This is a genomic window from Cytobacillus sp. S13-E01 (assembly GCF_029193815.1).
Taxonomy (GTDB): domain Bacteria; phylum Bacillota; class Bacilli; order Bacillales; family Bacillaceae_L; genus Bacillus_BV.
In genome coordinates this window covers 22706-48172 of the sequence record NZ_JARFVC010000023.1, presented here as the reverse complement: position 1 = coordinate 48172, position 25467 = coordinate 22706, and the positions used below count along the sequence as shown (strand labels likewise).

Sequence of the window (25467 nt, the reverse complement as noted above, 5' to 3'; positions counted from 1 at the left end):
ATAATTTAGTTGCAAAACTTTACATATTTTTTAATTTTCGTCTATTTCGTTACTAACATCATTGCTATTACTGATTTTATAATAGAAAATTATGTAAAAAACATTATACAGTTCATAACTTTTTTTCAAATCTTTTCTAGATATTATTATACAGGCAATTCGACAAAAAACAATAAATATTCGACAAAAAATAAACTGGTAGTATTTACATAATGGAATATAGTTTAAAAATATTTTAGGTTACCATCGTAAAACAAGCTAAACTATATGACATCAGTTGACATAACTTCTATAATACAGGTATATTTTGTTGATATAAGAGGATATGATGAAATTATGAAGAACTTATAGGTTGAAAGATGCGTAAAAGAGGTATGTAATCAACTAATTTATGCCTACGTTTACTCGTTAGCTACGTAAGAAAAGCGCAGGGCGCGCGGAGCTAGACACTAAGACTAGGTACAAACTTTTATAATTTCTTATCTTTTAAGAAAAGCGCAGTCGTCCCGAGTTAGGCACCAAAACTAGGTGGAATTTTAGAAAATATAGTAGTCACGCTCTCAATCGGTATTGGCTGGGACTGTCTACTTTTTGATATTTAGGAGGGAATACGATGGCAGAGGAAAAAACGTTTTACTTAACGACACCAATCTATTATCCAAGTGGTAAATTACATATTGGTCATGCATATACGACGGTAGCGGGTGATGCGATGGTGCGCTATAAGAAACTACGTGGTTATGATGTAATGTATTTAACAGGTACTGATGAACACGGTCAAAAGATACAACGTAAAGCAGAAGAAGATGGTGTTTCACCTCAAAAATATGTTGATGATATTGTTGCTGGAATTCAAGATCTATGGAGAAAACTAGATATATCCTATAATGATTTTATTCGTACAACAGAAGTTCGCCATAAAGAAATAGTGGAGAAGATTTTTTCGCAACTTCTTGATCAAGGTGATATTTATTTAGATAAATATGAGGGATGGTATTGTACCCCTTGTGAATCATTCTATACGGAAAGACAATTAGAACAAGGTAATTGTCCTGATTGTAATCGCTCTGTTGAGAAGGTAAAAGAAGAATCATATTTTTTTAAAATGAGTAAGTATGCAGATCGACTATTGCAATATTATGAAGAAAACCCGGAGTTCATTCAACCCGAGTCTAGAAAAAATGAAATGATCAACAACTTTATAAAGCCTGGATTAGAAGATTTAGCTGTCTCAAGGACTACATTTGATTGGGGAGTAAAAGTACCTGGAGATCCAAAGCATGTCATTTATGTATGGATTGATGCACTATCAAACTATATTACTGCTCTTGGGTATGGAACGGACAATGATACAAAGTATTTAAAATATTGGCCTGCAGATGTGCATCTTGTCGGTAAAGAAATTGTACGTTTCCATACTATTTATTGGCCAATTATGCTGATGGCATTAGATTTACCTTTACCTAAAAAAGTCTTTGCACATGGATGGCTATTAATGAAAGATGGAAAAATGTCGAAATCAAAAGGAAATGTTGTTGATCCTGTCACCCTTATTGATCGCTATGGACTGGATGCGTTACGTTATTATTTACTAAGAGAAGTCCCATTCGGGTCTGATGGTGTATTTACGCCAGAAGGCTTTGTCGAAAGAATTAATTATGATCTAGCAAATGACTTAGGAAACTTATTAAATAGAACGGTTGCCATGATAGGTAAATATTTTGATGGGGAAATTCCAGCCTATACAGGTTCACATACTGAATTTGATGATAAGTTAGTTCAGGTTGCCAAGGATACAGTAGGTAAATACGAACACTCGATGGAGAATATGGAATTTTCAATTGCATTGACATCATTATGGCAACTAATTAGTCGAACAAATAAATACATTGATGAAACCCAGCCTTGGATTCTTGCAAAGGATGAAGCTAATAGAGGTGAACTAGGCTCTGTTATGTCACATTTAGTTGAATCCCTGCGTTTTACCGCAGTCATGCTGAAGCCTTTTTTAACCAAAACACCAGGTTTAATCTTTGATCAATTGGGAATTCAAGATGAACAGTTTAAAACATGGGAAAGCATGTCCGAGTTTGGTCTCAAATTAGAAGGGTTGATGGTATCTAAAGGTGACCCGATTTTCCCACGACTTGAGACAGCTGATGAGGTTGAATATATCAAACTACAGATGCAAGGGTCATCCACGCAACAGGAAGAGAAAAAGGAAGTTCCCGTTGTAGAAGAAATTACAATTGATGATTTTATGAAGGTAGACTTACGAGTGGCTGAAGTTATTCATGCAGAGCCTGTAAAAAAAACAGATAAATTATTAAAAATCCAGTTGGATCTTGGCTATGAAAAACGACAGGTTGTATCGGGAATTGCGCAGTACTATAAGCCTGAAGATTTAGTAGGAAGAAAAGTTATTTGTGTAACAAATCTAAAGCCGGTTAAACTTCGTGGTGAATTATCTCAAGGTATGATTTTAGCAGGCTCAGAAGATGGGAAATTAACATTAGCTACAGTTGCTGAGAATCTTCCAAATGGGGCAAAAGTGAAATAAAGACAATGGGCAGATGATAAATCAGCCCTTTCTAAGAAAGATAAGAAAGCATAAAAATTTGAACCTAGTTTTAGTGTCTAGCTCCGGGCGCCATCGACTCGAGGTCATAAGACGGTTCCATTAAGAAGGAAAAACCACCTTCTTAATGGAACCGTCTTATGCTTGTCGCGGAAAGGCGGGCGCCCTGCGCTTTTCTTATCAATAAATAAATGGAGGCAGATCTATGCTTATTGATACACATACACATTTAAATGCAGAACAATTTGAAGAGGACCTCGAAGAAGTAATTGATCGTGCAAAGCTTGCGGGTGTTTCAACAATGGTAGTTGTTGGATTTGATAGAGCGACGATCACAAAAGCGATTGAATTAGCGGATACATATGAATTTATTTATGCGACTATAGGGTGGCATCCTGTTGATGCGATTGATATGACAGATGCAGATTTAAACTGGATTGAAGAATTGGCAGCCCATCCAAAGGTAGTGGCTTTAGGTGAAATGGGATTAGATTATTACTGGGATAAATCACCGAAAGAAATTCAAAAAGAGGTATTTAGAAAACAAATTGCATTAGCAAAAAAGGTGAAGTTACCTATTGTCATTCATAACCGTGATGCTACTGCAGATATTGTTGATATTTTAATGGAAGAAAAAGCAAGTGAAGTTGGCGGGATTATGCACTGTTTCACCGGTAGCAAAGAGATAGCGAAGCAATGTATTGATATGAACTTCTATATATCCTTTGGTGGTCCTGTTACCTTTAAAAATGCAAAACAGCCGAAAGAAGTTGCTGCTGAAATTCCTTTAGAACGATTGTTGATAGAGACGGATTGTCCCTATTTAACACCACATCCGTTCAGAGGTAAGCGCAATGAACCGAGTTATGTAAAATTAGTTGCTGAACAAATTGCTGAATTAAAGGGTGTTGCTTTTGAAGAGCTTGCACAAAAAACTTCCGACAATGCACGGAGATTATTCGACATAAAATGATAGTAAATTTTGTCAGTTAATGAAGGGGCTTGTCCTAATTGTTTATGAATAGAAAAAGTTCTACATGTCTTTTTAAATTCATATATATCTTTGTCGACAAGTTCTCCTTTCCTTTTAACAGAAAATTTAGGATAATGATGTATGCAAACCAAATTATAAAGGATGGGGTTGACAGAAAGTAAGATACTTTATATAATCTGTCCGAGAGAAGGAGGCGTTTTTCATCGTGCTACAAAACATGAAAAAGCTGTTTTCCGAGTCAATGAGCAAAAAAAGATTCATAATTTCTGTTAGTAGTTTCCTAGCATTCGCAACTGCTGGAACAGGATATGCTGCGTATGAGGTTTCTAAGGAAACAGTTGCCCTATCACTTAATGGTGAGGAACAGGTAATAAGGACACATGCAAGCACAGTTGCTGAAATTCTAGAAAACTATGAAATTGATGTCCGTTCAGAAGACTATTTATCACATTCACAAGATGCAGTCGTAATGGATGATATGAAGATTATCTATGAAGCAGCCAGGCCGGTAAAGCTTGTGATTGATGACAAGGAAACAACAGTATGGACGACAGTCGATACTGTCAAAGATCTTTTGGTAAAAGAAAATGTAGAATTAAATGAATATGATAAAATAGAGCCGGGAATGGATGCTGAAATTACTAAAGATATTACAGTTCAGGTTGAAAGAGCATTTCAACTTACACTGGATGTCGGTGGAACAAAACAGCAGGTTTGGTCAACTTCGACTACTGTCGCTGACTTTTTAGAAAAACAGGAAATAACACTTAATGAACTAGATCGAGTCGAGCCAGCAATGGACGCGGCCATCCAGAAGGATAGTGTTGTTAGAGTCGTACGCATAGAAAAAGTCACCGATGTAGTGGAAGAATCAGTCGCTTATGCAGTTGTAACGAAAAATGACAGTTCTATAGAAAAGGGTAAGCAAAAAGTAATTAATGCCGGGACAGAAGGTAAAATTGCAAAGCATTTTGAAGTGGTTTTAGAAAATGGCAAAGAGGTATCTAGAAAACTACTAAAAACAGACACATTACAAAAAAGTAAAGATAGGGTAGTTGCAGTAGGGATAAAACAGCTTCAACGTCAGGTTTCTCGTGGGAATGAAAATGGGACTCTTGTAAAAGAATTCTATGTCTCATCTACAGCTTTTACTGCTTATTGTAACGGATGCTCTGGCAGAACAGCTACAGGTATTAACTTACGTGCTAATCCAAATATAAAAGTGATTGCGGTAGATCCAAGTGTTATTCCGCTAGGCACTAAAGTATATGTAGAAGGCTATGGCTATGCGATTGCTGGAGATACCGGTTCAGCAATTAAAGGAAATAAAATTGATGTATTTTTTCCAACAAAAGCAGAGGCATATCGTTGGGGAAGTAAAAAAGTAAAAATTAAAATTTTAGAATAAATACTATATGCCTACAGAGGAATTTTATTTCCTCTGTTTTTTTCGTTATAATAAGAAAAGTGTAGGGTGCCCGCTTAACATGTTAGAGCTATATACATAAAACTATGTGAGAACTTTATTAAATCACTTATCTAACCCATTAGACGAATGACATATGTAGAAAGTTTCATACTTGGAGGAAAAAATGAAAATAAAAGAAATTATTGTGGTAGAGGGACGAGATGATACAGTCAAAATAAAGAGAGCAGTAGACGCTGATACATTGGAGACTAATGGATCTGCAATAAACAAAGATACGATTGAACGTATCAGGCTTGCCCAAGAAAAAAGAGGTGTCATTATATTTACAGATCCTGATTATCCAGGTGAAAGAATTCGTAAGATAATTTCAGAAGCTGTTCCAGGTTGTAAGCATGCTTTCATACATAAAAAAGAGGCTATTGCTAAATCAGGCAAAGGGCTTGGTGTAGAACATGCCTCGATTGAAGTAATACGACAGGCCTTAGAAGAGGTAAAGCAAGAAATAGAAGAGTTTGAAGGTGAAGTAGATTTTCAAGATTTAGTGAATGCGGGTTTAATTGGCGGTCCCAAGTCTAAGGAAAGACGAGAAAGATTAGGTGCAATATTAAAAATTGGGTATACTAACGGCAAGCAATTACATAAACGTTTACAAATGTTTCAGATATCAAAAGAAACATTTGATTCAGCATTAACTGAAGTTCTACAGGGGGAAAATTAAGTGATAAAAGATATTGCAACTCCAATTAGAACAAGAACAATTTTAGAAAAATACGGCTTCTCATTTAAAAAGAGTTTAGGTCAAAACTTCCTAATCGATACCAATATTTTAAATCGGATTGTGGATCATGCGAACCTTACCGAAAATAGTGGTGTGATTGAAATTGGCCCAGGAATTGGGGCATTAACCGAACAGCTTGCCAAGAGAGCAAAAAAGGTTGTAGCGTTTGAAATAGATCAACGACTGCTACCGATTTTAAGAGATACTTTAGCACCCTATCAAAATGTTCATGTCATTCATAATGATGTATTAAAAGCTGATGTAAATGAAGTTATAAATGCTGAGCTTAATGACGTAGCTGATATCATGGTAGTAGCAAATTTGCCCTATTACGTAACCACACCAATCATTATGAAGATACTAGAAGACCATCTGCCAGTCAGAGGCATCGTTGTAATGCTTCAAAAAGAGGTGGCTGACCGTATTGCAGCTAAACCGAGCACAAAAGAGTATGGATCACTTTCCATTGCAATCCAATACTATATGGAGGCAGAAACGGTGATGACTGTTCCGAGGACAGTCTTTGTTCCGCAGCCAAATGTTGATTCTGCTGTTATAAGGCTTACGAAAAGAGATAAGCCAGCAGCCGAAGTTCAAAATGAGAAATTTTTCTTTGAGTTGATAAGAGCATCCTTTGCGCAGCGAAGAAAAACAATCTTAAACAATTTAACAAGCAATCTTCCTAATGGAAAAGAAAATAAAGAACAGATTGAACGTGCATTAGCGGAGGTTGAAATAGAACCAAGAAGACGCGGGGAAACATTATCTATTGAGGAATTTGCTAAATTGAGTGATCAACTATATGTATCAGTGTATAAAAAGGCCTAGATTAGGTCTTTTTTTTTAGGCAAGAAAGTATTCTACACATTGAATTATTTCCAACCATACCAATTTCCTCCATATTCTAGCTCGTAACTCACAATAATTTTCACCTTGAAACGCATAGTTGCATAGGCTATTTAAGGATGAATCGTGTGGAGTTGTCTGCAAATTAGGTGAAAACTGTAGACATAGCTGTAATGACTCTAAATTTGGAGTGAAGAGACATGGACATAAAAGTGGGAGACATAGTTGCCCGTAAGTCATATAATTGTGATTTAATTTTCCGAGTGATTGACCTTAAAGAAGAAAGTAACGGAGATAAAATGGCCATTTTATATGGTGAGGAGGTAAGATTGATAGCTGATTCTCTCTACGGAGATTTGGTAGTAGTAGATGAAAGAGAAAAGAAGGTTCGTAAACAAAAGGATGATGATTTACTTGAGAAGTCATTTCGATTATTTCGACAGGATTATCATTTAATCCGTCAAAAAAATGAATACCATGCAACAAATGGATATAGCAATGACCAAGATTACTTTCAAATTCCAGGCAGGGTACTTCATATTGATGGAGATCCTTTATATTTGAAGAAATGTTTAGCTTTATATGAAAAAATAGGTGTGCCTGTATATGGTGTGCATTGTAATGAAAAGGAGATGTCTGAACGAGTAGGAGATTTAATTGACGAATTTCGTCCAGATATTTTAGTGATTACCGGTCATGATGCTTATTCTAAATCAAAAGGGAAGAAGTCTGAATTAAAGGCATACCGCCATTCAAAACATTTTGCCCAAACGGTTAGACAGGCAAGAAGAAAGGTACCTCACTTAGATCACCTAGTGATTTTCGCTGGGGCTTGTCAGTCCCACTTTGAATCACTAATACGAGCAGGTGCAAATTTTGCAAGTTCGCCTTCGAGGGTCAATATTCATGCACTAGATCCTGTATATATTGTTGCGAAAATTAGTTTTACTCCTTTCGTAGAAAGAATAAATGTGTGGGATGTATTGCGGAATACATTGACAGGAGACAAAGGCCTGGGTGGAGTTGAAACGCGCGGGGTACTAAGAACGGGTATGCCGTTTAAAAAAAATAATGATGACTAGCCAATCGTCTACTAATGACATGACTCATTAGTGGACTTTTTCTCAAGGTTAAGAAGATAAAGGTTGATATCTTTGGTTATTAGCCAGAATCCAAGTGCGCTATAATTTGCTTACAAAACTATAATTATTAATCTTAAACACCTACCTAATTAACAGAATTCGACAGTATCCTGAAGAAAAATAGAGAAATATGATATTTATAACATAATTATTAAAAATTGGTGCAAAATATTTGTAGATGTGCTAAGAAATTTGTAGTAAAAAAGTCATTGACAATCGTTTTGTATCACTGTTATAATTTTAGTTTTGTTTGACTTAATTTATAAATTGTGGTATATTGTTAGTAGTGAGGTGGAGTGATATGGCAAAAACTTTGTTGGATATCAAAAGAACTTTAGATGTAAATCTTGGAAAAAGATTAACTCTAAAGGCAAATGGTGGCCGAAGAAAGACAATTGAGCGTTCAGGAGTACTTTCAGAAACGTATCCTTCCGTATTTGTGGTTGAATTAGACCAAGATGAAAATTCGTTTGAGCGCGTCTCGTATAGCTATGCTGACGTACTAACGGAAACTGTACAATTAACATTCTTTGAAGAAACATCTGGGAATATGGCGATAAGTGGGCAGTAGACAGTGTTTGCTGCTTTTTTTATTTTTAAAACGCTATAAACCGTTGCATGATATATCATAAAAAGGATATATTAGGTGCTTATAATTTACTATACTCCTTAGAATACTAATAATTGTCGTAGCAACCAAGAAGGAGTTGTTTGACTTGAGTAGACGTCAAGGTATTATGTCTCATCAATTCAAGGAAGAACTAGCCAAGGATTTAGGCTTCTATGATACCGTTCAAAAGGACGGTTGGGGAGGAATCCGCTCGAGGGACGCAGGAAACATGGTGAAACGTGCAGTAGAGCTTGCGCAGCAACAACTTTCTGATGGTAATAAATAATATAAATTCAGATGACTACGGCGGCCGAAGCGAAAAGCTTCGGCTTTTATTTGTTGGGATAATTCGACACCTTCCTAAGTAGGTGTCGAATTATCTTTGGCTTATGCTTGACTTGCATTGGATGTGCTGGTGTCGATGTTGGTCACAGGACGTGGGCTGGCCCTATGAATTATATACTCTTTCTGACGAAGAGTGGCCTGACTCAAAAAAGCATTGAAAACGTCACTGATGGACGTGATACTACCTTAAATAAATTTATGGTACAATGTGGGTATATATTTGAAGGTAAAAGTAGGTGAAAAGACTTGAGGCTATTAGTAAAGGCACCGGCGAAAATTAATTTGTCGTTAGATGTGCTACATAAACGCCCTGATGGTTATCACGAAGTCAAGATGATTATGACTACAATCGACTTGGCAGATCGTATTGAATTGTATGAACTTGAAACTGATACTATCAAAATTATTTCGCATAATCGTTTTGTACCAGATGATAATCGAAATCTTGCATACCAGGCCGCAAGCTTATTAAAGAAACGATTTGGTATTAAGCGTGGTGTTGCTATCTCAATAACCAAAACAATCCCAGTAGCTGCAGGACTTGCTGGTGGAAGTAGTGATGCGGCAGCGACCCTTCGAGGATTAAATAAGCTATGGGAAATTGGTTTAAGCGTAGATGAACTAGCTGAGATTGGTGCTGCAATTGGCTCTGACGTATCATTTTGTGTTTACGGTGGAACGGCAATATCTACTGGCCGTGGAGAAAAGGTTGAGCATATTAGTGCACCTCCTCATTGTTGGGTTGTACTTGCAAAGCCAAGTATAGGTGTTTCTACAGCAGATGTTTATCGAAATCTTAAGCTCGAGAAAGTACAACATCCGGATGTAGAAGGAATGGTACAAGCTATCCAATCAAAAGATTATGATGGAATTTGTAACCGTGTCGGCAATGTTTTAGAAGATGTGACATTAAGGATGTATCCTGAGGTTGCCCATATAAAAGACCAAATGAAACGTTTTGGCGCTGACGCTGTTTTAATGAGTGGTAGTGGTCCGACTGTATTTGGACTCGTTGAGCACGAGTCAAGAATGCACCGAATTTGCAACGGCTTACGTGGTTTTTGTGATCAGGTTTTTGCTGTCCGTATGATAGGAGAACGAAATCACCTTGATTAAATCCGTATAATAATGTTAGAATTGATAAAAACATTCGGATTTTCGGGAGGTAGTACAATGAAATTTCGTCGTAGTAGTAGGCTTGTAGATATGACGAACTACTTGCTGCAACACCCACGCCATTTAATTTCACTTACTGTCTTCGCCGATAGATATGACTCTGCCAAATCATCTATTAGTGAAGATTTAGTCATTATTAAACAAACATTTGAACAGCAGGGTATAGGCACTTTACAAACAATAGCGGGTGCTGCTGGTGGTGTGAAATACATACCACATGTGAGCGAAGAAGAAGCAAGAGACTTTATCCGTGTACTGTATGAATTAATTGCTAAGCCTGACCGATTACTTCCTGGAGGCTATCTCTATTTAACAGATATTTTGGGTGATCCACGTATTGTAAATCAGATTGGCCGACTTTATGCATCTGTGTATTCAGACCGCAAGATTGATGTTGTTATGACAGTGGCAACTAAAGGCATCCCAATAGCATATGCTGTTGCTAGGTACCTAGATGTTCCGGTTGTAATAGTAAGACGCGATAGTAAAGTAACTGAGGGGTCAACTGTTAGTATTAACTATGTATCTGGTTCTACGAAACGAATACAGACGATGTTGCTAGCTAAGAGAAGCTTGAATGAAGGCTCTGATGTTTTAATCATTGATGACTTTATGAAAGCTGGTGGGACAATAAACGGAATGATAAGCATGCTTGAGGAGTTCAAGGCAAATGTAGCAGGTATCGGTGTTCTGGTTGAGGCAGAAGATATCGAGGAACGTCTCGTCGATGAATACATCTCATTAGTGAAACTAACTGATGTAGATGTAAAAGAAAAGCGAATTCAGGTTAGTGAAGGGAACTATTTTTCATATTTGAAAAATATTGAAGAACTTGCAGGGGATAACCCCAAAATGGAGGAGGAAGAAGAATGAAGTTTGTAGAAACAAAAAATGCCCCACAGGCAATAGGACCTTATTCACAAGGAATTGTTGTTAATAACTTATTCTATAGTTCTGGGCAAATACCGTTAACCCCTATTGGTGAAATGGTAAGTGGGAATATTAAGGAACAGACTATACAGGTATTTGAAAACCTTAAAGCTGTTTTAGCAGAAGCTGGCGCATCTTTAGATTCTGTGGTAAAAGCAACTGTGTTTATAAAGGATATGAATGATTTTGGCCAACTTAACGAAGTCTATGGTGAATATTTTGGGAACCATAAACCTGCAAGGTCTACTGTTGAAGTAGCAAGACTCCCAAAGGATGCACTTGTTGAAATTGAGGTAGTTGCACTAATAAAAGCGTAATTTCACTCGTTTTTTATTATTTATCCAAAAATTATCAATTTTTTTAAAAAACTTTTCCGAATTAGCAGGAATATGCAAAAATACGTTGAATAACTTAACTAAGTTTTCAAATTATCAGACTACATAAAAAATCTGATAGTTAAGAAACTCGCTTGAAAACCTAGTACCTTATTTTATGCTGGTTTTTGCGTTTTTCTATTTTAGGAAAAGGTGGTGAACAAAAATGGAAGTAACTGACGTAAGATTACGCCGCGTAAATACTGAAGGACGTATGAGAGCAATTGCTTCAATTACACTAGATCATGAGTTTGTTGTACATGATATTCGTGTAATAGATGGTAATAATGGCCTATTTGTTGCAATGCCCAGCAAACGTACCCCGGATGGTGAGTTCCGTGACATCGCACATCCAATCAATTCTAGCACACGCGGAAAAATCCAAGATGCTGTCTTAGCCGAATACCAACGACTTGGTGAATTAGAGGTAGAATTCGAAGAAGCTGGAGCTTCATAAAATAAAATACCCAATACATCAGAGAGCCTACATAAGAATTAGGCTCTTTTTTATGGTATAATAAAAAACAGATAATCCCCATTTTAGACCTAGTTACACGCCTCCAACAGGTAATTACCATTATACAAATACTTCTTTCTTTAATTGTTTCCTTGAAATAGCTCTCCATTTAAGATATATTCGTAGTGGATAAAAAGGTTAGATGGAGGCCTAAAAATGACAAATAGATATGCAGTTATTTTGGCTGCTGGGCAAGGTACGAGGATGAAATCAAAATTATATAAAGTACTTCATCCTGTTTGTGATAAACCAATGGTACAGCATGTAGTAGATCAAGTTTCAATGCTTTCACTACAAAAACTTGTGATTGTTGTCGGTCATGGCGCTGATAAAGTGAAATCCCAAATTGGCGAACAGTGTGAATATGTTCTTCAAGAGGAACAGTTGGGTACTGCTCACGCTGTTATGCAAGCGTCTAGCAATCTTTCAGATAAAGAGGGTGTTACCCTTGTTGTTTGTGGAGATACGCCCCTTATCACCTCAAAGACGATGGAAGCGCTTTTGTTACATCATGAGGAGACAGGTGCAAAAGCAACTATTTTAACAGCGAATGCAAGTGATCCTACTGGTTATGGAAGAGTAATTCGTAACAAGGAAGGCAATGTTCAAAAAATTGTTGAACACAAAGATGCTAATGAGCAGGAAAGAACAATAAATGAAATAAATACTGGTACATATTGCTTTGATAATAAGTTATTATTCCAAGCACTTAATAATGTATCAAATGACAATGTCCAAGGTGAATATTACTTACCTGATGTAATTGAGATTCTTAAAAAGCAAGATGAAATTGTATCTGCATTCCAAACTGATTCTTTTGAAGAAACGTTAGGGGTAAATGATCGTTTTGCATTGTCACAAGCAGAACAAATTATGAAGCACCGCATAAACAAGCAGCATATGTTAAATGGTGTAACAATCATTGATCCAGGAAATACATACATTTCATCTGATGTTATAATTCAACAGGATACAACTATATACCCCGGAACAGTTATTAAAGGAAATACCACCATTCTATCTCAATGTGAAATTGGCCCAAATACAGAGATAAAAAACTGTAGTATCGGTGAAAAAACGGTTATTCGTCATTCAGTTGCACATGATAGTAGTATTGGAAATGATGTAACGATTGGCCCGTTTGCGCATATCCGTCCAGCTTCGACGATAAGTGATGAGGTAAAAATCGGAAACTTTGTCGAAGTGAAGAAATCAATCTTCGGAAAAGGTAGTAAAGCATCTCATTTAAGCTATATCGGTGATGCTGAGGTAGGTTCTGACGTAAACCTAGGATGTGGCTCGATTACAGTAAATTATGATGGGAAAAATAAATATTTAACCAAAATTGAGGACGGGGCTTTTATTGGCTGTAATTCCAATTTAATTGCACCAGTGACCATTGGTAAAGGGGCATATGTTGCAGCAGGATCTACTGTAACAAATGATGTTCCTGGTAATTCTCTATCAATCGCACGTGCTCGTCAAGTAAATAAAGAAGGTTATGTGGATCGACTGAATAAAAACACTAAAGATTAATAGCTTACGGAGGGGTACAATAAAATGCCTAATCAATATCGTGATTCAAAATTAAAACTCTTTACCTTAAATTCAAATACATCTTTAGCAGAAGAAATTGCTAAAGAAGTTGGTGTGGAACTCGGGAAATGTTCAGTTGCTCAATTTAGTGATGGTGAAATCCAGATTAATATCGAAGAAAGTATCCGTGGGTGTGATGTATACGTTATTCAATCAACAAGTGCCCCTGTTAATGAACACCTAATGGAGCTATTAATCATGATTGATGCACTTAAGCGTGCTTCAGCGAAAACAATTAATATTGTTATGCCTTACTATGGATATGCCCGCCAAGATAGAAAAGCCCGTGCTCGTGAGCCGATTACGGCTAAATTGGTAGCAAACCTATTGGAAACTGCTGGAGCTGACCGTGTAATCACACTTGATCTACATGCACCCCAAATTCAAGGCTTCTTTGATATCTTAATTGATCACTTAATGGGCGTACCAATTTTAGCAGATTACTTCGAAAATAAAAATTTGAAAGATATTGTTATTGTCTCTCCTGATCATGGTGGAGTTACTCGTGCACGTAAAATGGCAGATCGTTTGAAAGCGCCTATCGCGATTATTGACAAAAGACGTCCAAGACCTAATGTTGCAGAGGTCATGAATATAGTTGGTAATATCGATGGAAAAACGGCTATTTTAATTGATGACATCATTGATACAGCGGGTACAATTACACTTGCGGCTAATGCCCTAGTAGAGAATGGTGCTTTGGAAGTATATGCTTGCTGTACACATCCAGTGCTTTCAGGGCCAGCCATTGATAGAATTGAAAATTCAAAAATTAAAGAGTTAGTTGTGACTAATTCAATCGCTTTAAGCGAAGATAAATTGACTGATAAAATTATTCAGTTATCAGTAGCTCCATTAATTAGCGAAGCTATTATCCGTGTACATGAAGAACAATCAGTAAGTACATTGTTTGATTGAATCTAAAATTGCATATGTTTCATACAGTACTCTATAAAAATAATTAAATAGGTTTAGACCTTCTTGTTTTAGGGGAGAGTTTATTATATGGAAAATAATTTTCTAAAGAGGAAGGTGTACTGTATGGTAACAGTTTTAGAAGCGAAAGAGCGAACGGATTTTAAAAATTCTTCAACGCGAAGAATAAGAGAAGAGGGAAATATCCCTGCGGTCATAAATGGTGATAATAATAGTAAACCAATATTTATCAATAGTATAGATTTCATCAAAACAATTCGTGAAACTGGGCGTAATGGTGTTATTGATTTGGTGGTAAATAATGAAAGATACTCAGTTATGTTAAATGAAATTCAAAAAGATCCTCTAAAAGGTGAGTTTGTACATGCAGACTTTCTAATTGTAAATATGAATACTAAGGTTGATGTCGATGTGAATGTACATTTAGTTGGTAATGCGATAGGTGTAAAAGACGGTGGAGTAATGCAACAGTCAATTCACCAACTATCAATTACGGCTTTACCAAATAATATTCCTCAAACGCTTGATGTAGATGTTTCAGAGGTAGAAGTTGGACAAACAGTCTTGGTAGGGGATATAGAGACTGGTGGGAAATTTGAAATTAACCATGAACAAAGTGAAGTCATTGCTTCTGTCCTAGCACCTAGACAGGAAGAAGAAATAAATACTGGTGAAGAACAAGAAGAAGGAACACCGGCAGCAGAAGAAGGAAGAGAAACAAGTCAAGGATAAGGTTTGACGTAACCTATAGTGGTTACGTCTTTTTCAAAGTAAATCATTTAGGCAAAAATATACCTAAAAATGACGTTTAAACTTTGTCAAACTAGGCCTTCATCATAGCTTAATCTAGAAAAAAGCCCTTCATAAAGGCTAAAGTTTTATTTGAGGAGTAAAAAAGGAATAATTTTACACCTGGATTTAGTGTCTAGCCCGGGCGCCATCGGACCTGAGGTCATAAGCCAATCCCTTCCCGAAGGCAAAAAACGCCTTCAGTCAGGGCTCGTCTTATGCTTGTCGCCGAAAGGCGGGCGCCCTGCGCTTTTCTTATAAGGGGGGAAATAATGAAACTTATTGTTGGTTTAGGTAACCCTGGTAGACAATATGAAGAAACAAGACATAATGTTGGCTTTAAAGTGATAGATGACTTATCATCAGAGTTACAGATTGCATTAGATAAATCGAAATTCAATGGATTATATGGTATAGGACATTGTGGCGGGGAAAAGGTATTATTAGTAAAACCACTAACCTATATGAATTTATCTGGAGAGTGTGTTCGTCCGCTTATCGACTTTTATGATATTGATATTGAAGATATAATTATTATATATGATGATCTTGATTTGCCGGTAGGGAAAATTAGACTACGAACAAAGGGTAGTGCTGGTGGACATAATGGGATTAAATCGCTGATTCAGCATTTAGGAACCCAAGATTTTAAGCGGCTCCGTATTGGCGTGGACAGGCCAACAAACGGAATGAAAATTACGGACTATGTTCTTGGTCGTTTCGAGACGGAAGAAAAAGCAGGTATTGAAAACTCTATAAAGCAATCCACAAAAGCGTGCGAAAAATGGTTAAATACAGAGTTTTTACAAGTTATGAATGAATTTAATGCTTAATCTATAGACTATGTATAAGGGCATGAATAAAGTTTCCTTAAAAGGTTCATACTAATAAAAAAGCCTTAAAGGGGGAGTTAGACATGTCACTCCATTATTTTTGTAGACATTGTGGTACAAAGGTGGGCACTCTTGATAAGATGTCTATACATAGTGAAGAGTTAGGGTTCCATCAATTAAACGACGAGGAACGCCAAGAAATGATATCCTACCAAACAAGTGGGGATATACATATAAAAACAATATGCGAAGATTGTCAGGAAGCCCTAGAAAGAAACCCAGAATTGCACCAATATGAAAGTTTTATACAGTAATAAGCTTTGGATGTTTTTTGTCCCAAAGCATTTTTCTGTTGTAAGGCTCTTTTCAAAAAATGAAATCTAGGAAGAAAAGTTGCCACACTCACACTTCAAAATTTACAACATTAAGATAATATCTCTAAATGTTGGATCTATTGCATTTTAATCTTAATCTTAATATAACTAATAACTAGGGTAAAATAGTTGGAGAGGAGGGTTCAATTTGTTGGATGGTTTGAAACGATCATTTTATATGAATGATGATATCACTTCGATTATAAATGGAATAAATGAAGGATTGAAAGAACAATTAATTGCTGGGCTTTCCGGTTCGGCACGAACTTTACTAATGGCTTCCATCTATAAAGAAACAAACCAACCGTTATTAATTGTTACACATAATCTTTTTCAAGCTCAGAAAATATATGATGATTTAACATCCTTAATAAGTGAGGATCAAGTATTTCTATATCCGGTTAATGAACTCATTGCATCTGAAATCGCTGTTGCAAGCCCTGAGCTTAAATCACAACGGATGGATGCGCTTAACTATTGGAACTCTCATAAAAATGGAATTGTAGTGGCGCCAATTGCTGGCTTAAAACGGTTATTACCTACGAAAAAAGCTTGGAATAGTAGTCAAATAGCATTTACTGTTGGCGAAGAAATTAATGAAGCCTATTTAGAAAGATTAGTATCTATGGGGTATGAAAGAGCATCGATGGTTTCAACACCAGGTGAATTTAGTGTGCGTGGAGGAATCATTGATATTTATCCTCTGACAGAAGAATTGCCGATACGAATAGAACTGTTTGATATGGAAATTGATTCTATCAGAACTTTTGTATTAGAAGACCAACGTTCTAAGGAAAAGTTACAAACGATAACGGTTGGACCTGCAACAGAAATTATACTATCTAAGGAACAGTTAGATAAGGGAGCTACAGCACTTTCAGCGGGTTTATCTAAGACTTTAAAAAAGATAAAAGATGAAAGGGTAAAGGAAGGATTGATAGAGAATCTTTCACATGAAATAGATTTATTAAAAAGTGGTCAGTTTATAGAAAAAATGTTTAAGTATTTAACACTTTTCTATGATAGCCCTACTAGTTTACTAGACTATTTACCTGATAATGGCATTGTCATACTTGATGAGATTAGCCGAATTCAAGAAATGTCAGACTCTCTTGATAAAGAAGAAGCAGAGTGGTACACAAGCTTACTGGCAAATGGGGAAATTATCCACGGGTTAAACCATTCGCATAAATTTAATTCTCTTATTCAAAAGTCTTCACGACCTTTACTGTATTTATCTTTATTTTTGAGGCATGTTCCACATACGAGTCCTCAGAATATCTTAAATATGGCATGTAAACAGATGCAGAATTTTCATGGGCAAATGCACGTTTTAAAATCCGAACTTGAACGGTGGAAAAAGGGAAACTATTCTGTTATTTTCCTAGGATCAAGTGAGGATCGGGCAAAAAAACTCCAAAACGTCTTAGAGGACTACGAGATAGAGGCAATTCCTATTAAAAATGATACAGAGTTGTTACAGGGAAAGGTTCAAATTATTCAAGGGGATTTAAATGATGGATTTGAGCTACCACTTCAAAAGCTAGCAGTCATTACTGAGGAAGAACTTTTTAAGAAAAAGCTAAAAAAATCAAAGCGCAGACAAAAAATGTCAAATGCTGAGAGGATAAAAAACTACTCAGAGCTACAAATAGGCGATCATGTTGTTCATGTAAATCACGGTATTGGGAAATATCTAGGTATTGAAACATTAGAGATAAATGGTATTCATAAGGATTATATTCACATTCGTTATCAGGGTGATGACAAGCTTTATGTACCTGTTGATCAAATTGATCAGGTTCAAAAATATGTGGGTTCTGAAGGAAAGGAACCAAAAATTTATAAGCTCGGCGGAAATGATTGGAAAAGAGTTAAAAAGAAAGTCGAATCGTCCGTTCAAGATATTGCTGATGACCTCATTAAATTATATGCCGAACGTGAAGCAAGTAAAGGATATGCTTTTTCTCCTGATGGAGATATGCAGCGGGAATTTGAAACTGCCTTCGCTTATCAAGAAACAGAAGATCAGATACGATCCATCCATGAAATTAAAATTGATATGGAACGTGAACGACCAATGGACCGGCTTCTATGTGGAGATGTAGGCTACGGTAAAACAGAGGTTGCGATTCGTGCTGCATTTAAGGCAATTGCGGATGGCAAACAAGTAGCGCTCTTAGTTCCAACAACGATCCTAGCGCAGCAACATTATGAAACGATACGAGAGCGGTTTCAAGAATTCCCTATAAGTATCGGCCTCCTAAGCCGTTTCCGGTCCAGAAAACAGCAAACGGATACGATTAAAGGTTTGCAAGCGGGAACAATTGATTTAGTAATAGGTACACATAGACTGCTCTCTAAGGATATAACGTACCGAGACCTTGGCCTGTTAATTATTGATGAAGAGCAACGTTTTGGAGTAACGCATAAGGAAAAAATCAAGCAGTTAAAAGCAAATATTGATGTTCTAACCTTAACCGCTACTCCGATCCCAAGAACATTGCATATGTCGATGTTAGGAGTTAGGGACTTGTCGGTTATCGAAACACCACCAGAAAACCGATTCCCTGTACAAACATACGTAGTGGAATATAATGGTGGGCTAGTTCGAGAGGCAATTGAACGTGAACTGGCACGAGATGGACAGGTATATTTTCTTTATAATCGAGTTGAAGATATTGAGAGAAAAGCTGAAGAGATAACTATGCTAGTGCCTGATGCACGGGTCGCAGTTGCACATGGAAGAATGACTGAAAATGAGCTTGAGTCCGTCATGCTTAATTTTTTAGATGGGCAATATGATGTTCTAGTAAGCACCACGATCATCGAGACAGGAGTAGACATCCCGAATGTTAATACGCTAATTGTCTTTGATGCAGACCGCATGGGCTTATCACAGCTTTATCAGCTACGTGGTAGGGTAGGAAGATCAAATCGAGTAGCATATGCCTATTTTACCCATCGAAAAGACAATGTGTTAACTGAGGTAGCAGAAAAGAGACTCCAAGCGATTAAGGAATTTACCGAACTTGGTTCAGGTTTTAAAATTGCAATGAGGGATTTATCAATTCGTGGTGCAGGTAATATTCTAGGCGCACAACAGCATGGCTTTATTGACTCAGTTGGATTCGATTTATATTCTCAAATGCTAAAAGAAGCAATAGAACAAAGGCAAACAGATATACCGCAGGAAGAGAAATTCGAAGTGGAAATTGATGTTGAAGTAGACGCATATATACCAGACTCATATATCTCTGATGGGCGTCAAAAAATTGATATGTATAAACGTTTTAGAGGAATTATTTCACTTGAGGATGTAGAGGAGCTCCAAGATGATATGGTAGATCGTTTTGGTGAATATCCAGTAGAGGTATCCTATTTGTTCAGGATAGCTGAAATGAAAGTGTTCGCTAAAATAGAAAAGGTTGAAATGATTAAGCAAGTCAAACAAGAGGTAACTCTTCTATTATCCGAAGCTGCAAGTAGTAAAATTGATGGTCATAAACTTTTCCAATTTGGTACTAAGTATGGAAGAATGATTAGCCTTGGTATGGAAGGACATAAATTAAAAATTGTCCTCCATATAAAAGGATACGAAGTTGATAAATGGCTCTCAATTGCTTATGAGATGATTAAAGGGCTCGAACATGCAAAAAAGGAAAATGTTAATGCTAGTTAAGCCGGAACAAAAAATTTAGTTTTACATTTTTCGATTAAGAATCACATCATATGGCGAATATGAAAATGGGGTTTTTCACTTAAATAGAAAAAATCACTTTCATCGTGAATAGAACTTTGTAGGTTACTTATACTAAAATCAACACACAAATGGTGATATATTCAATTAAAGACAATATGTACATCACCAAATCTTTAATCATCAGATGAAAGTGAGGCAACATAAGATGAAAGCAACTGGTATTGTTCGTCGTATTGATGATTTAGGTAGAGTAGTTATTCCAAAGGAAATTCGTAGAACCTTACGAATCAGAGAAGGAGATCCGTTAGAAATCTTTGTAGATAGAGACGGTGAAGTTATCCTAAAAAAATACTCTCCTATTAGTGAATTAGGTAATTTTGCCAAGGAATATGCAGAAGCCTTGTTTGACAGTTTGGGACAGCCTGTTCTCATTTGTGACAGAGATGTATTTATAGCAGTCGCAGGTGGTTCTAAAAAAGATTATCTAAATAAGAATGTAAGTGAATTAATTGAAAAATTGATGGATGATAGAAGCTCTGTATTAGAAACTGAAGAACGTCAAGTATCGATAGTTGACGGAAATGAAGAAACCTTAACGTCGTATACAGCAGGTCCTATTGTTGCAAATGGTGATCCTATAGGGGCTGTAGTTATTCTTTCTAAGGAAAGAACACTTGGCGAAGTCGAACAAAAGGCTGTTGAAACAGCAGCTGGATTTTTAGCAAGACAGATGGAACAATAATTAAAACTAAAAAAATACTTAGTGTAAAGGGTAGCTTAATTAGCTACCTTTTCTTTATTATGAAAGAAGAGAATATAAGCGTAGAATGTTATTGCAATATACACGTTTTTTCACAGCTAAGCGGTTGCACTACGCTTTTTAGACTTTAGGATTTTTTAGATTGGAAGGAGATCGCAATGAGCGTCCAATCCATGAAACGGCTTCAGAGGTTTTTGGAAGGTGCTTTTATCTTAACAATTGCCGGTATTATCATTAAAGTGTTGAGTGCGGCATACCGCGTGCCATATCAAAACATCGTTGGAGATATTGGCTTTTATATTTATCAGCAGGTTTACCCCATTTATGGAATTGCCTTAGTTTTATCTACATATGGATTCCCTGTTGTTATATCAAAGCTTCTTGCAGAAAAATATGAACAGGGCGACGATGCAGGGGCACAAAGAATTTTAGCTATTTCCTTTGTAGTATTGTTAATCCTAGGAATTTTTCTGTTTTGTTTCCTATATATTGGTGCTGATTATATTTCGAGTATGATGGGTGACGAAAAACTTGCAACTTTAATTAAAGTAATCTCGTTTTCATTTTTAATTTTACCTGTACTTTCCATGCTCAGGGGGTATTTTCAAGGACGTAATAATATGTTGCCAACTGCGATTTCCCAAGTTATAGAACAACTAATTCGAGTTACAACGATATTGGTGTTTTCATACATTTTGCTTGGAAAAGGTTATGGAGTCTATGAAGCGGGAGCAGGAGCAATTTTTGGCTCTATAACAGGTGGATTTGCAGCTATACTAGTATTATTATATTTTTTATTTAAAAAGAAAGAGCTCTTGTTTAAAAGACAAAATCGAAAGGATTTATTTACGACGTCCAAAGACATTATAAAAGTACTACTGATCCAAGGCTTTACCATTTGCGTGAGTAGTTTATTATTAATTCTTATCCAATTAGTAGATGCGTTTACGCTTTACTCACTTTTAGTTTCAAACGGAATGGATGAGCTGCTAGCTAAAAAAGTGAAGGGTATTTACGATCGTGGGCAACCTTTGATTCAATTAGGTACGGTTGTAGCAACATCGATATCTTTAACATTAGTACCATTAATATCAAGTGCTAAAAAAAGAAATGATTATCCATTTATTATTGATAAAGTAAACTTATCCCTTCGTGTGGCAACCATTATCGGGATAGGAGCAGCAGTTGGTTTGGCTAGTATTATCACTCCAACCAATATTATGCTCTTTCAAGATTCATTGGGCAACGAGGTGTTAATGGTTTTAGGAATCTCAATCTTTTTTACATCAATAATAGTAACGATTGCGGCTATTCTTCAGGGTTTAGGTTTTCTCCTTTTCCCAGCGGGCAGTGTAATCATTGGTATGCTTGTTAAAGCAGGTTTAAATAGTGTACTTATCCCACAATTTTCAATTATGGGAGCAGCTGTAGCCACGGTTGTTGCTTTTGCGCTAATAACCTTATTAAATTACTTTTATTTGCAATCAAAATTATCTATCTCAATTTTAGAGTGGAAAACGATAGGTATGTCCATACTAGGCGCTATAATGATGGTAATGGTAATCGTTGCACATCAACAATTATTTCAGGCTATGTTTAAGCAATCTGTTGACTCTAGATTGTTTGCTACTTTTCAATCTATCTCAGCAGTTATACTCGGTGCAATTGTATACATACTAGTTATTATTAAAGGAAATGTATTTACGAAAACTGAGCTCTCCTTTTTTCCTATGGGTAAAAAGGCAGCATACTTTATGAGAACTAAAAAAGGCGGTTAACTATATGGTAAAACGAATTAGTATTATTGGTTTAGGTGCAGGTGATATTAACCAACTGTCGTTAGGTATATACCGATCGATCAAAGATACAGCGTTTTTATACTTGCGAACAAAAGAACATCCTGTTGTTGTCGACTTAGAGAGTGAAGGTATCTCATACACAGCATTTGATGATATTTATGAAAAATATGATCAATTTGAGGAAGTCTATAACGAAATTGTCGATATACTATGTCACGAAGCGAAAGACAAGGATATTGTTTACGGGGTTCCGGGCCATCCTTTAGTAGCGGAAAAAACAGTCCAGCTGTTATTGCAGAAAAAAGGAGAATCCGATCTTAATATAACAATTGAGGGTGGGCAAAGCTTCATAGATCCCTTGTTTGCATCATTGGAAATTGATCCAATTGAGGGATTTCAGTTTGTTGATGCACTTTCCCTTGGAAATGACCAGCTTCAGTTAAATCAACATATTGTAATTTGTCAGGTATACGATCAAATGATTGCTTCAAATGTTAAGCTAGCATTAATGGAACAGCTGCCAGATGAATATGAAATCTACATAGTGACTGCTGTAGGTAGTAATCAGGAACAAATAAATCGAGTTCCTCTGTATGAACTTGACCGAAGTGTTGATTTGAATAATTTAACAAGTGTTTATGTGCCCCCGGTCAAGGACGAAACGTTATTATACAGAGAGTTTTCTACGTTACGAAAAGTGATTGCTAAATTAAGAGGACCTAGTGGCTGTCCTTGGGATTTGAAACAAACACATACATCATTAAAGAAATATCTACTTGAAGAAGCATATGAGCTATTGGAAGCAATTGATAATGAAGATGAGGACCATATGATTGAAGAGCTAGGTGATGTGCTACTTCAAGTTGTTCTTCATTCACAAATCGGAGAAGATGAAGGTATGTTTACAATTAACGATGTCATTAGTGGAGTAACTGAAAAAATGATTAGAAGACACCCACATGTCTTCGGGGATGTTTCAGCAGATAATATCGGAGATGTTATGAAAAACTGGAATGCTATCAAAAAGGAAGAAAAATCAAATTTAAACGAATTGGAATCGCGTCTAGATAATGTCGTAAAAAGTCTTCCGGGTGTACTTAAAGCTTACCAATACCAACATGAGGCTGCCAAAGTTGGGTTTGATTGGTCGGATATAGACCCTATGTGGGCTAAGGTTTATGAGGAAATTAAGGAATTCCAAGATGAACTACAGAAAGAAACAGTAGATGATCATAAGCTCATTTCAGAATTTGGAGATCTAATGTTTGCGCTAATAAATGTCGCTAGATTTTATAAAATCAACCCAGAAGAAGCCATTTCCTTGACGAATCAAAAATTTTATCGGCGATTTGCATTTATTGAGCAAGAGGTCAAAAAACGGGGTGTACAAATAGAGTTACAATCATTAGAAACGTTAGATTCGATATGGGAAACTGCAAAAAAACAAGGACTTTAAGGAAATATACAGAATTACTTAATGCAGTAAATAATTTTCAAGAAGAACTAAAAAGAAAGAAGTGATTGGCAATGCGTTTAGACAAATTCTTAAAAGTGTCTCGAATTATAAAACGTCGTACATTGGCAAAAGAAGTAGCAGACCAAGGCCGTATCTCAATTAACGGAGATCAAGCTAAAGCTAGTTCAAACGTTAAAATTGGAGATATCCTTACTATACGATTTGGCCAAAAACTAATAACAGCAAAAATCAATGATTTACAGGAAACAACAAAAAAAGATGCTGCTTCTGAGTTATATGAAATCATTAGTGAAGAGAGACTTGGGGAGTAAAGTTTCTTAAAAAGGACTCGTCTAAATTATATACCTAGTTTTTGTGTCTAGCGCCCTGCGCTTTTCTTGTAGGGCTTGTTCTAAATATCATCTCACTTTCATAAACATATACCAACAAAGAAGGAGAGGCATTGTGATTGTACAAAGACATGCGATCGTAAATGACCGTCTCACCTCTTACTTCCAACTTGTAGAAAGCGTGGGATGATGATGAGTCAATATTATGAAATGAATGCTTCAAACAAAGGCACTGTCCAGGAACATGACGTAATTGTGAGGAGTAGAAGATTACTTGATATTACAGGGGTAAAACAAGTCGAAAGTTTTGATAATGAAGAGTTCCTTTTAGAGACAGTAATGGGCTTCCTTGCAATTCGTGGCCAAAACCTTCAAATGAAAAACCTAGACGTAGAAAAAGGAATAGTATCGATCAAAGGGAAGGTATATGACATCGTGTATTTGGATGAGCAACAATCGGAGAAGGCTAAAGGCTTCTTTAGCAAGTTATTTCGATGAGCTTAACGACCCAATTCTATACCATGATTGCCATGATTGGCATGGGAAGTTGGTTGGGTGCTGCGCTTGATACATATGGTCGCTTCCTAAAGCGGCCGAAGCGGGCACAATGGTTTGTATTTATTAATGATATCCTGTTTTGGGTGCTACAAGGACTTATTATATTTTATACACTATTATCAGTGAATGAAGGAGAGCTACGAGTTTATGTGTTTTTAGCTCTTCTTTGTGGATATGCCGCATATCAGAGTTTATTTCGTACAGGCTATTTGAGGTTGCTAGATGTGCTGATAAGTGGGGTAATTAGCACCTATCGTTTTATAGCTAAGACAATTTACTTACTTATTGTTCGTCCGTTACAGTTGCTAATTCAATTTCTAATTGTCTTGGCTCTAGGTGGTTTCAACTTACTAACGGCACTTAGCAAGATTCTTTATAATATTTTACTAGTCTTATTAAAGATTATACTTTCACCAATACACTGGATTGGTGTATTATTATGGAAGCTAGTACCGCGAAATTTGAAGAAACTTTTGGTAAAGTATTTTTACAACTATGCAGGAATTTTACGAAAGATAAAGAATATCAAATATGTGATAATCAAATGGTGGAAAAAAATAAGTAAATCTTAATATATAGGGAGTTATACAGCAA

At 36.3% G+C, this 25467-nt stretch carries 24 protein-coding genes; all 24 read left to right on the top strand.

The genetic code is table 11. The features are described from left to right. The first annotated feature begins 613 nt into the window (after positions 1-613). The 24 genes from metG to yabQ all read left to right on the top strand — a co-directional run bounded on the left by metG (position 614) and on the right by yabQ (position 25445). Positions 614-2560: a methionine--tRNA ligase gene (gene metG, locus PY093_RS14305; RefSeq protein WP_275646536.1), complete on the top strand. Its 1947-nt coding sequence runs from the start codon at positions 614-616 to the stop codon at positions 2558-2560. Positions 2561-2783: 223 nt separating this feature from the next. Next, entirely contained in the window at positions 2784-3551 is a 768-nt protein-coding gene (locus PY093_RS14300; RefSeq protein ID WP_275646535.1) for a TatD family hydrolase, read from the top strand. Positions 3552-3777: 226 nt separating this feature from the next. After that, on the top strand, positions 3778-4980 hold the full coding sequence (locus PY093_RS14295) for a G5 and 3D domain-containing protein (RefSeq protein ID WP_275646534.1): 1203 nt from the start codon (positions 3778-3780) through the stop codon (positions 4978-4980). Positions 4981-5164: 184 nt separating this feature from the next. Next, on the top strand, positions 5165-5719 hold the full coding sequence (rnmV, locus tag PY093_RS14290) for a ribonuclease M5 (RefSeq protein WP_275646533.1): 555 nt from the start codon (positions 5165-5167) through the stop codon (positions 5717-5719). Next, complete coding sequence (rsmA, locus tag PY093_RS14285) at positions 5720-6607, top strand: 16S rRNA (adenine(1518)-N(6)/adenine(1519)-N(6))-dimethyltransferase RsmA (RefSeq protein ID WP_275646532.1); 888 nt, start codon at positions 5720-5722, stop codon at positions 6605-6607. A 218-nt stretch (positions 6608-6825) separates the two neighbouring features. Then, on the top strand, positions 6826-7707 hold the full coding sequence (gene yabG / locus PY093_RS14280; RefSeq protein WP_275646531.1) for a sporulation peptidase YabG: 882 nt from the start codon (positions 6826-6828) through the stop codon (positions 7705-7707). Positions 7708-8068: 361 nt separating this feature from the next. Then, positions 8069-8338: a biofilm formation stimulator Veg gene (gene veg, locus PY093_RS14275; protein WP_275646530.1), complete on the top strand. Its 270-nt coding sequence runs from the start codon at positions 8069-8071 to the stop codon at positions 8336-8338. A 145-nt stretch (positions 8339-8483) separates the two neighbouring features. Then, complete coding sequence (locus PY093_RS14270; RefSeq protein ID WP_275646529.1) at positions 8484-8663, top strand: small, acid-soluble spore protein, alpha/beta type; 180 nt, start codon at positions 8484-8486, stop codon at positions 8661-8663. A 305-nt stretch (positions 8664-8968) separates the two neighbouring features. After that, complete coding sequence (gene ispE, locus PY093_RS14265; RefSeq protein WP_275646528.1) at positions 8969-9838, top strand: 4-(cytidine 5'-diphospho)-2-C-methyl-D-erythritol kinase; 870 nt, start codon at positions 8969-8971, stop codon at positions 9836-9838. A gap of 57 nt (positions 9839-9895) precedes the next feature. Then, positions 9896-10771 carry a pur operon repressor gene (gene purR / locus PY093_RS14260; protein WP_275646527.1) on the top strand — a complete coding sequence of 292 codons (876 nt, stop codon included), beginning with the start codon at positions 9896-9898 and terminating at the stop codon, positions 10769-10771. Beyond that, a complete protein-coding gene (locus PY093_RS14255) occupies positions 10768-11145 on the top strand; it encodes a RidA family protein (protein WP_275646526.1) in 378 nt (125 codons plus the stop codon). Before purR ends, PY093_RS14255 begins: the two co-directional genes overlap by 4 nt. A gap of 223 nt (positions 11146-11368) precedes the next feature. Then, positions 11369-11659, top strand: coding sequence for a septation regulator SpoVG (gene spoVG, locus PY093_RS14250; RefSeq protein ID WP_275646525.1), 291 nt, complete (start codon positions 11369-11371; stop codon positions 11657-11659). 216 nt (positions 11660-11875) lie between these two features. Then, a complete protein-coding gene (gene glmU, locus PY093_RS14245) occupies positions 11876-13255 on the top strand; it encodes a bifunctional UDP-N-acetylglucosamine diphosphorylase/glucosamine-1-phosphate N-acetyltransferase GlmU (protein WP_275646524.1) in 1380 nt (459 codons plus the stop codon). Positions 13256-13279: 24 nt separating this feature from the next. Beyond that, a complete protein-coding gene (locus PY093_RS14240) occupies positions 13280-14233 on the top strand; it encodes a ribose-phosphate diphosphokinase (RefSeq protein ID WP_275646523.1) in 954 nt (317 codons plus the stop codon). 123 nt (positions 14234-14356) lie between these two features. After that, positions 14357-14983, top strand: coding sequence for a 50S ribosomal protein L25/general stress protein Ctc (locus PY093_RS14235; RefSeq protein WP_275646522.1), 627 nt, complete (start codon positions 14357-14359; stop codon positions 14981-14983). Positions 14984-15312: 329 nt separating this feature from the next. Beyond that, positions 15313-15873: an aminoacyl-tRNA hydrolase gene (gene pth, locus PY093_RS14230; RefSeq protein WP_275646521.1), complete on the top strand. Its 561-nt coding sequence runs from the start codon at positions 15313-15315 to the stop codon at positions 15871-15873. Positions 15874-15956: 83 nt separating this feature from the next. Beyond that, a complete protein-coding gene (fin, locus tag PY093_RS14225) occupies positions 15957-16187 on the top strand; it encodes an anti-sigma-F factor Fin (RefSeq protein WP_275646520.1) in 231 nt (76 codons plus the stop codon). Positions 16188-16398: 211 nt separating this feature from the next. Beyond that, a complete protein-coding gene (mfd, locus tag PY093_RS14220; RefSeq protein WP_481769303.1) occupies positions 16399-19929 on the top strand; it encodes a transcription-repair coupling factor in 3531 nt (1176 codons plus the stop codon). A gap of 226 nt (positions 19930-20155) precedes the next feature. After that, on the top strand, positions 20156-20692 hold the full coding sequence (gene spoVT, locus PY093_RS14215; protein ID WP_275646519.1) for a stage V sporulation protein T: 537 nt from the start codon (positions 20156-20158) through the stop codon (positions 20690-20692). Between the two features lie 176 nt (positions 20693-20868). Beyond that, positions 20869-22488 (top strand): putative polysaccharide biosynthesis protein, encoded by a 1620-nt coding sequence (locus tag PY093_RS14210; protein WP_275646518.1) that lies wholly within the window; start codon positions 20869-20871, stop codon positions 22486-22488. Between the two features lie 4 nt (positions 22489-22492). After that, positions 22493-23965 (top strand): bifunctional methyltransferase/pyrophosphohydrolase YabN, encoded by a 1473-nt coding sequence (gene yabN / locus PY093_RS14205; RefSeq protein ID WP_275646517.1) that lies wholly within the window; start codon positions 22493-22495, stop codon positions 23963-23965. A gap of 71 nt (positions 23966-24036) precedes the next feature. Beyond that, on the top strand, positions 24037-24297 hold the full coding sequence (locus tag PY093_RS14200) for an RNA-binding S4 domain-containing protein (protein ID WP_275646516.1): 261 nt from the start codon (positions 24037-24039) through the stop codon (positions 24295-24297). Between the two features lie 210 nt (positions 24298-24507). Further along, positions 24508-24813, top strand: coding sequence for a sporulation protein YabP (gene yabP / locus PY093_RS14195; RefSeq protein WP_275646515.1), 306 nt, complete (start codon positions 24508-24510; stop codon positions 24811-24813). Then, positions 24810-25445: a spore cortex biosynthesis protein YabQ gene (gene yabQ, locus PY093_RS14190; RefSeq protein ID WP_275646514.1), complete on the top strand. Its 636-nt coding sequence runs from the start codon at positions 24810-24812 to the stop codon at positions 25443-25445. The genes yabP and yabQ overlap by 4 nt, the downstream gene beginning before the upstream one ends. Positions 25446-25467: the final 22 nt, after the last annotated feature.

Excerpts from the sequence above, each read along its gene's own strand:
- PY093_RS14300 (WP_275646535.1), top strand. The coding sequence starts at position 2,784 with ATGCTTATTGATACACATACACATTTAAATGCAGAACAATTTGAAGAG.
- PY093_RS14200 (WP_275646516.1), top strand. The coding sequence starts at position 24,037 with ATGCGTTTAGACAAATTCTTAAAAGTGTCTCGAATTATAAAACGTCGT.
- veg (WP_275646530.1), top strand. The coding sequence starts at position 8,069 with ATGGCAAAAACTTTGTTGGATATCAAAAGAACTTTAGATGTAAATCTT.
- pth (WP_275646521.1), top strand. The coding sequence starts at position 15,313 with ATGAAACTTATTGTTGGTTTAGGTAACCCTGGTAGACAATATGAAGAA.
- purR (WP_275646527.1), top strand. The coding sequence starts at position 9,896 with ATGAAATTTCGTCGTAGTAGTAGGCTTGTAGATATGACGAACTACTTG.
- yabN (WP_275646517.1), top strand. The coding sequence starts at position 22,493 with ATGGTAAAACGAATTAGTATTATTGGTTTAGGTGCAGGTGATATTAAC.
- glmU (WP_275646524.1), top strand. The coding sequence starts at position 11,876 with ATGACAAATAGATATGCAGTTATTTTGGCTGCTGGGCAAGGTACGAGG.
- PY093_RS14235 (WP_275646522.1), top strand. The coding sequence starts at position 14,357 with ATGGTAACAGTTTTAGAAGCGAAAGAGCGAACGGATTTTAAAAATTCT.
- spoVG (WP_275646525.1), top strand. The coding sequence starts at position 11,369 with ATGGAAGTAACTGACGTAAGATTACGCCGCGTAAATACTGAAGGACGT.
- yabG (WP_275646531.1), top strand. The coding sequence starts at position 6,826 with ATGGACATAAAAGTGGGAGACATAGTTGCCCGTAAGTCATATAATTGT.
- fin (WP_275646520.1), top strand. The coding sequence starts at position 15,957 with ATGTCACTCCATTATTTTTGTAGACATTGTGGTACAAAGGTGGGCACT.
- PY093_RS14255 (WP_275646526.1), top strand. The coding sequence starts at position 10,768 with ATGAAGTTTGTAGAAACAAAAAATGCCCCACAGGCAATAGGACCTTAT.
- yabQ (WP_275646514.1), top strand. The coding sequence starts at position 24,810 with ATGAGCTTAACGACCCAATTCTATACCATGATTGCCATGATTGGCATG.
- yabP (WP_275646515.1), top strand. The coding sequence starts at position 24,508 with ATGAGTCAATATTATGAAATGAATGCTTCAAACAAAGGCACTGTCCAG.
- PY093_RS14210 (WP_275646518.1), top strand. The coding sequence starts at position 20,869 with ATGAGCGTCCAATCCATGAAACGGCTTCAGAGGTTTTTGGAAGGTGCT.
- metG (WP_275646536.1), top strand. The coding sequence starts at position 614 with ATGGCAGAGGAAAAAACGTTTTACTTAACGACACCAATCTATTATCCA.
- rnmV (WP_275646533.1), top strand. The coding sequence starts at position 5,165 with ATGAAAATAAAAGAAATTATTGTGGTAGAGGGACGAGATGATACAGTC.
- spoVT (WP_275646519.1), top strand. The coding sequence starts at position 20,156 with ATGAAAGCAACTGGTATTGTTCGTCGTATTGATGATTTAGGTAGAGTA.
- PY093_RS14240 (WP_275646523.1), top strand. The coding sequence starts at position 13,280 with ATGCCTAATCAATATCGTGATTCAAAATTAAAACTCTTTACCTTAAAT.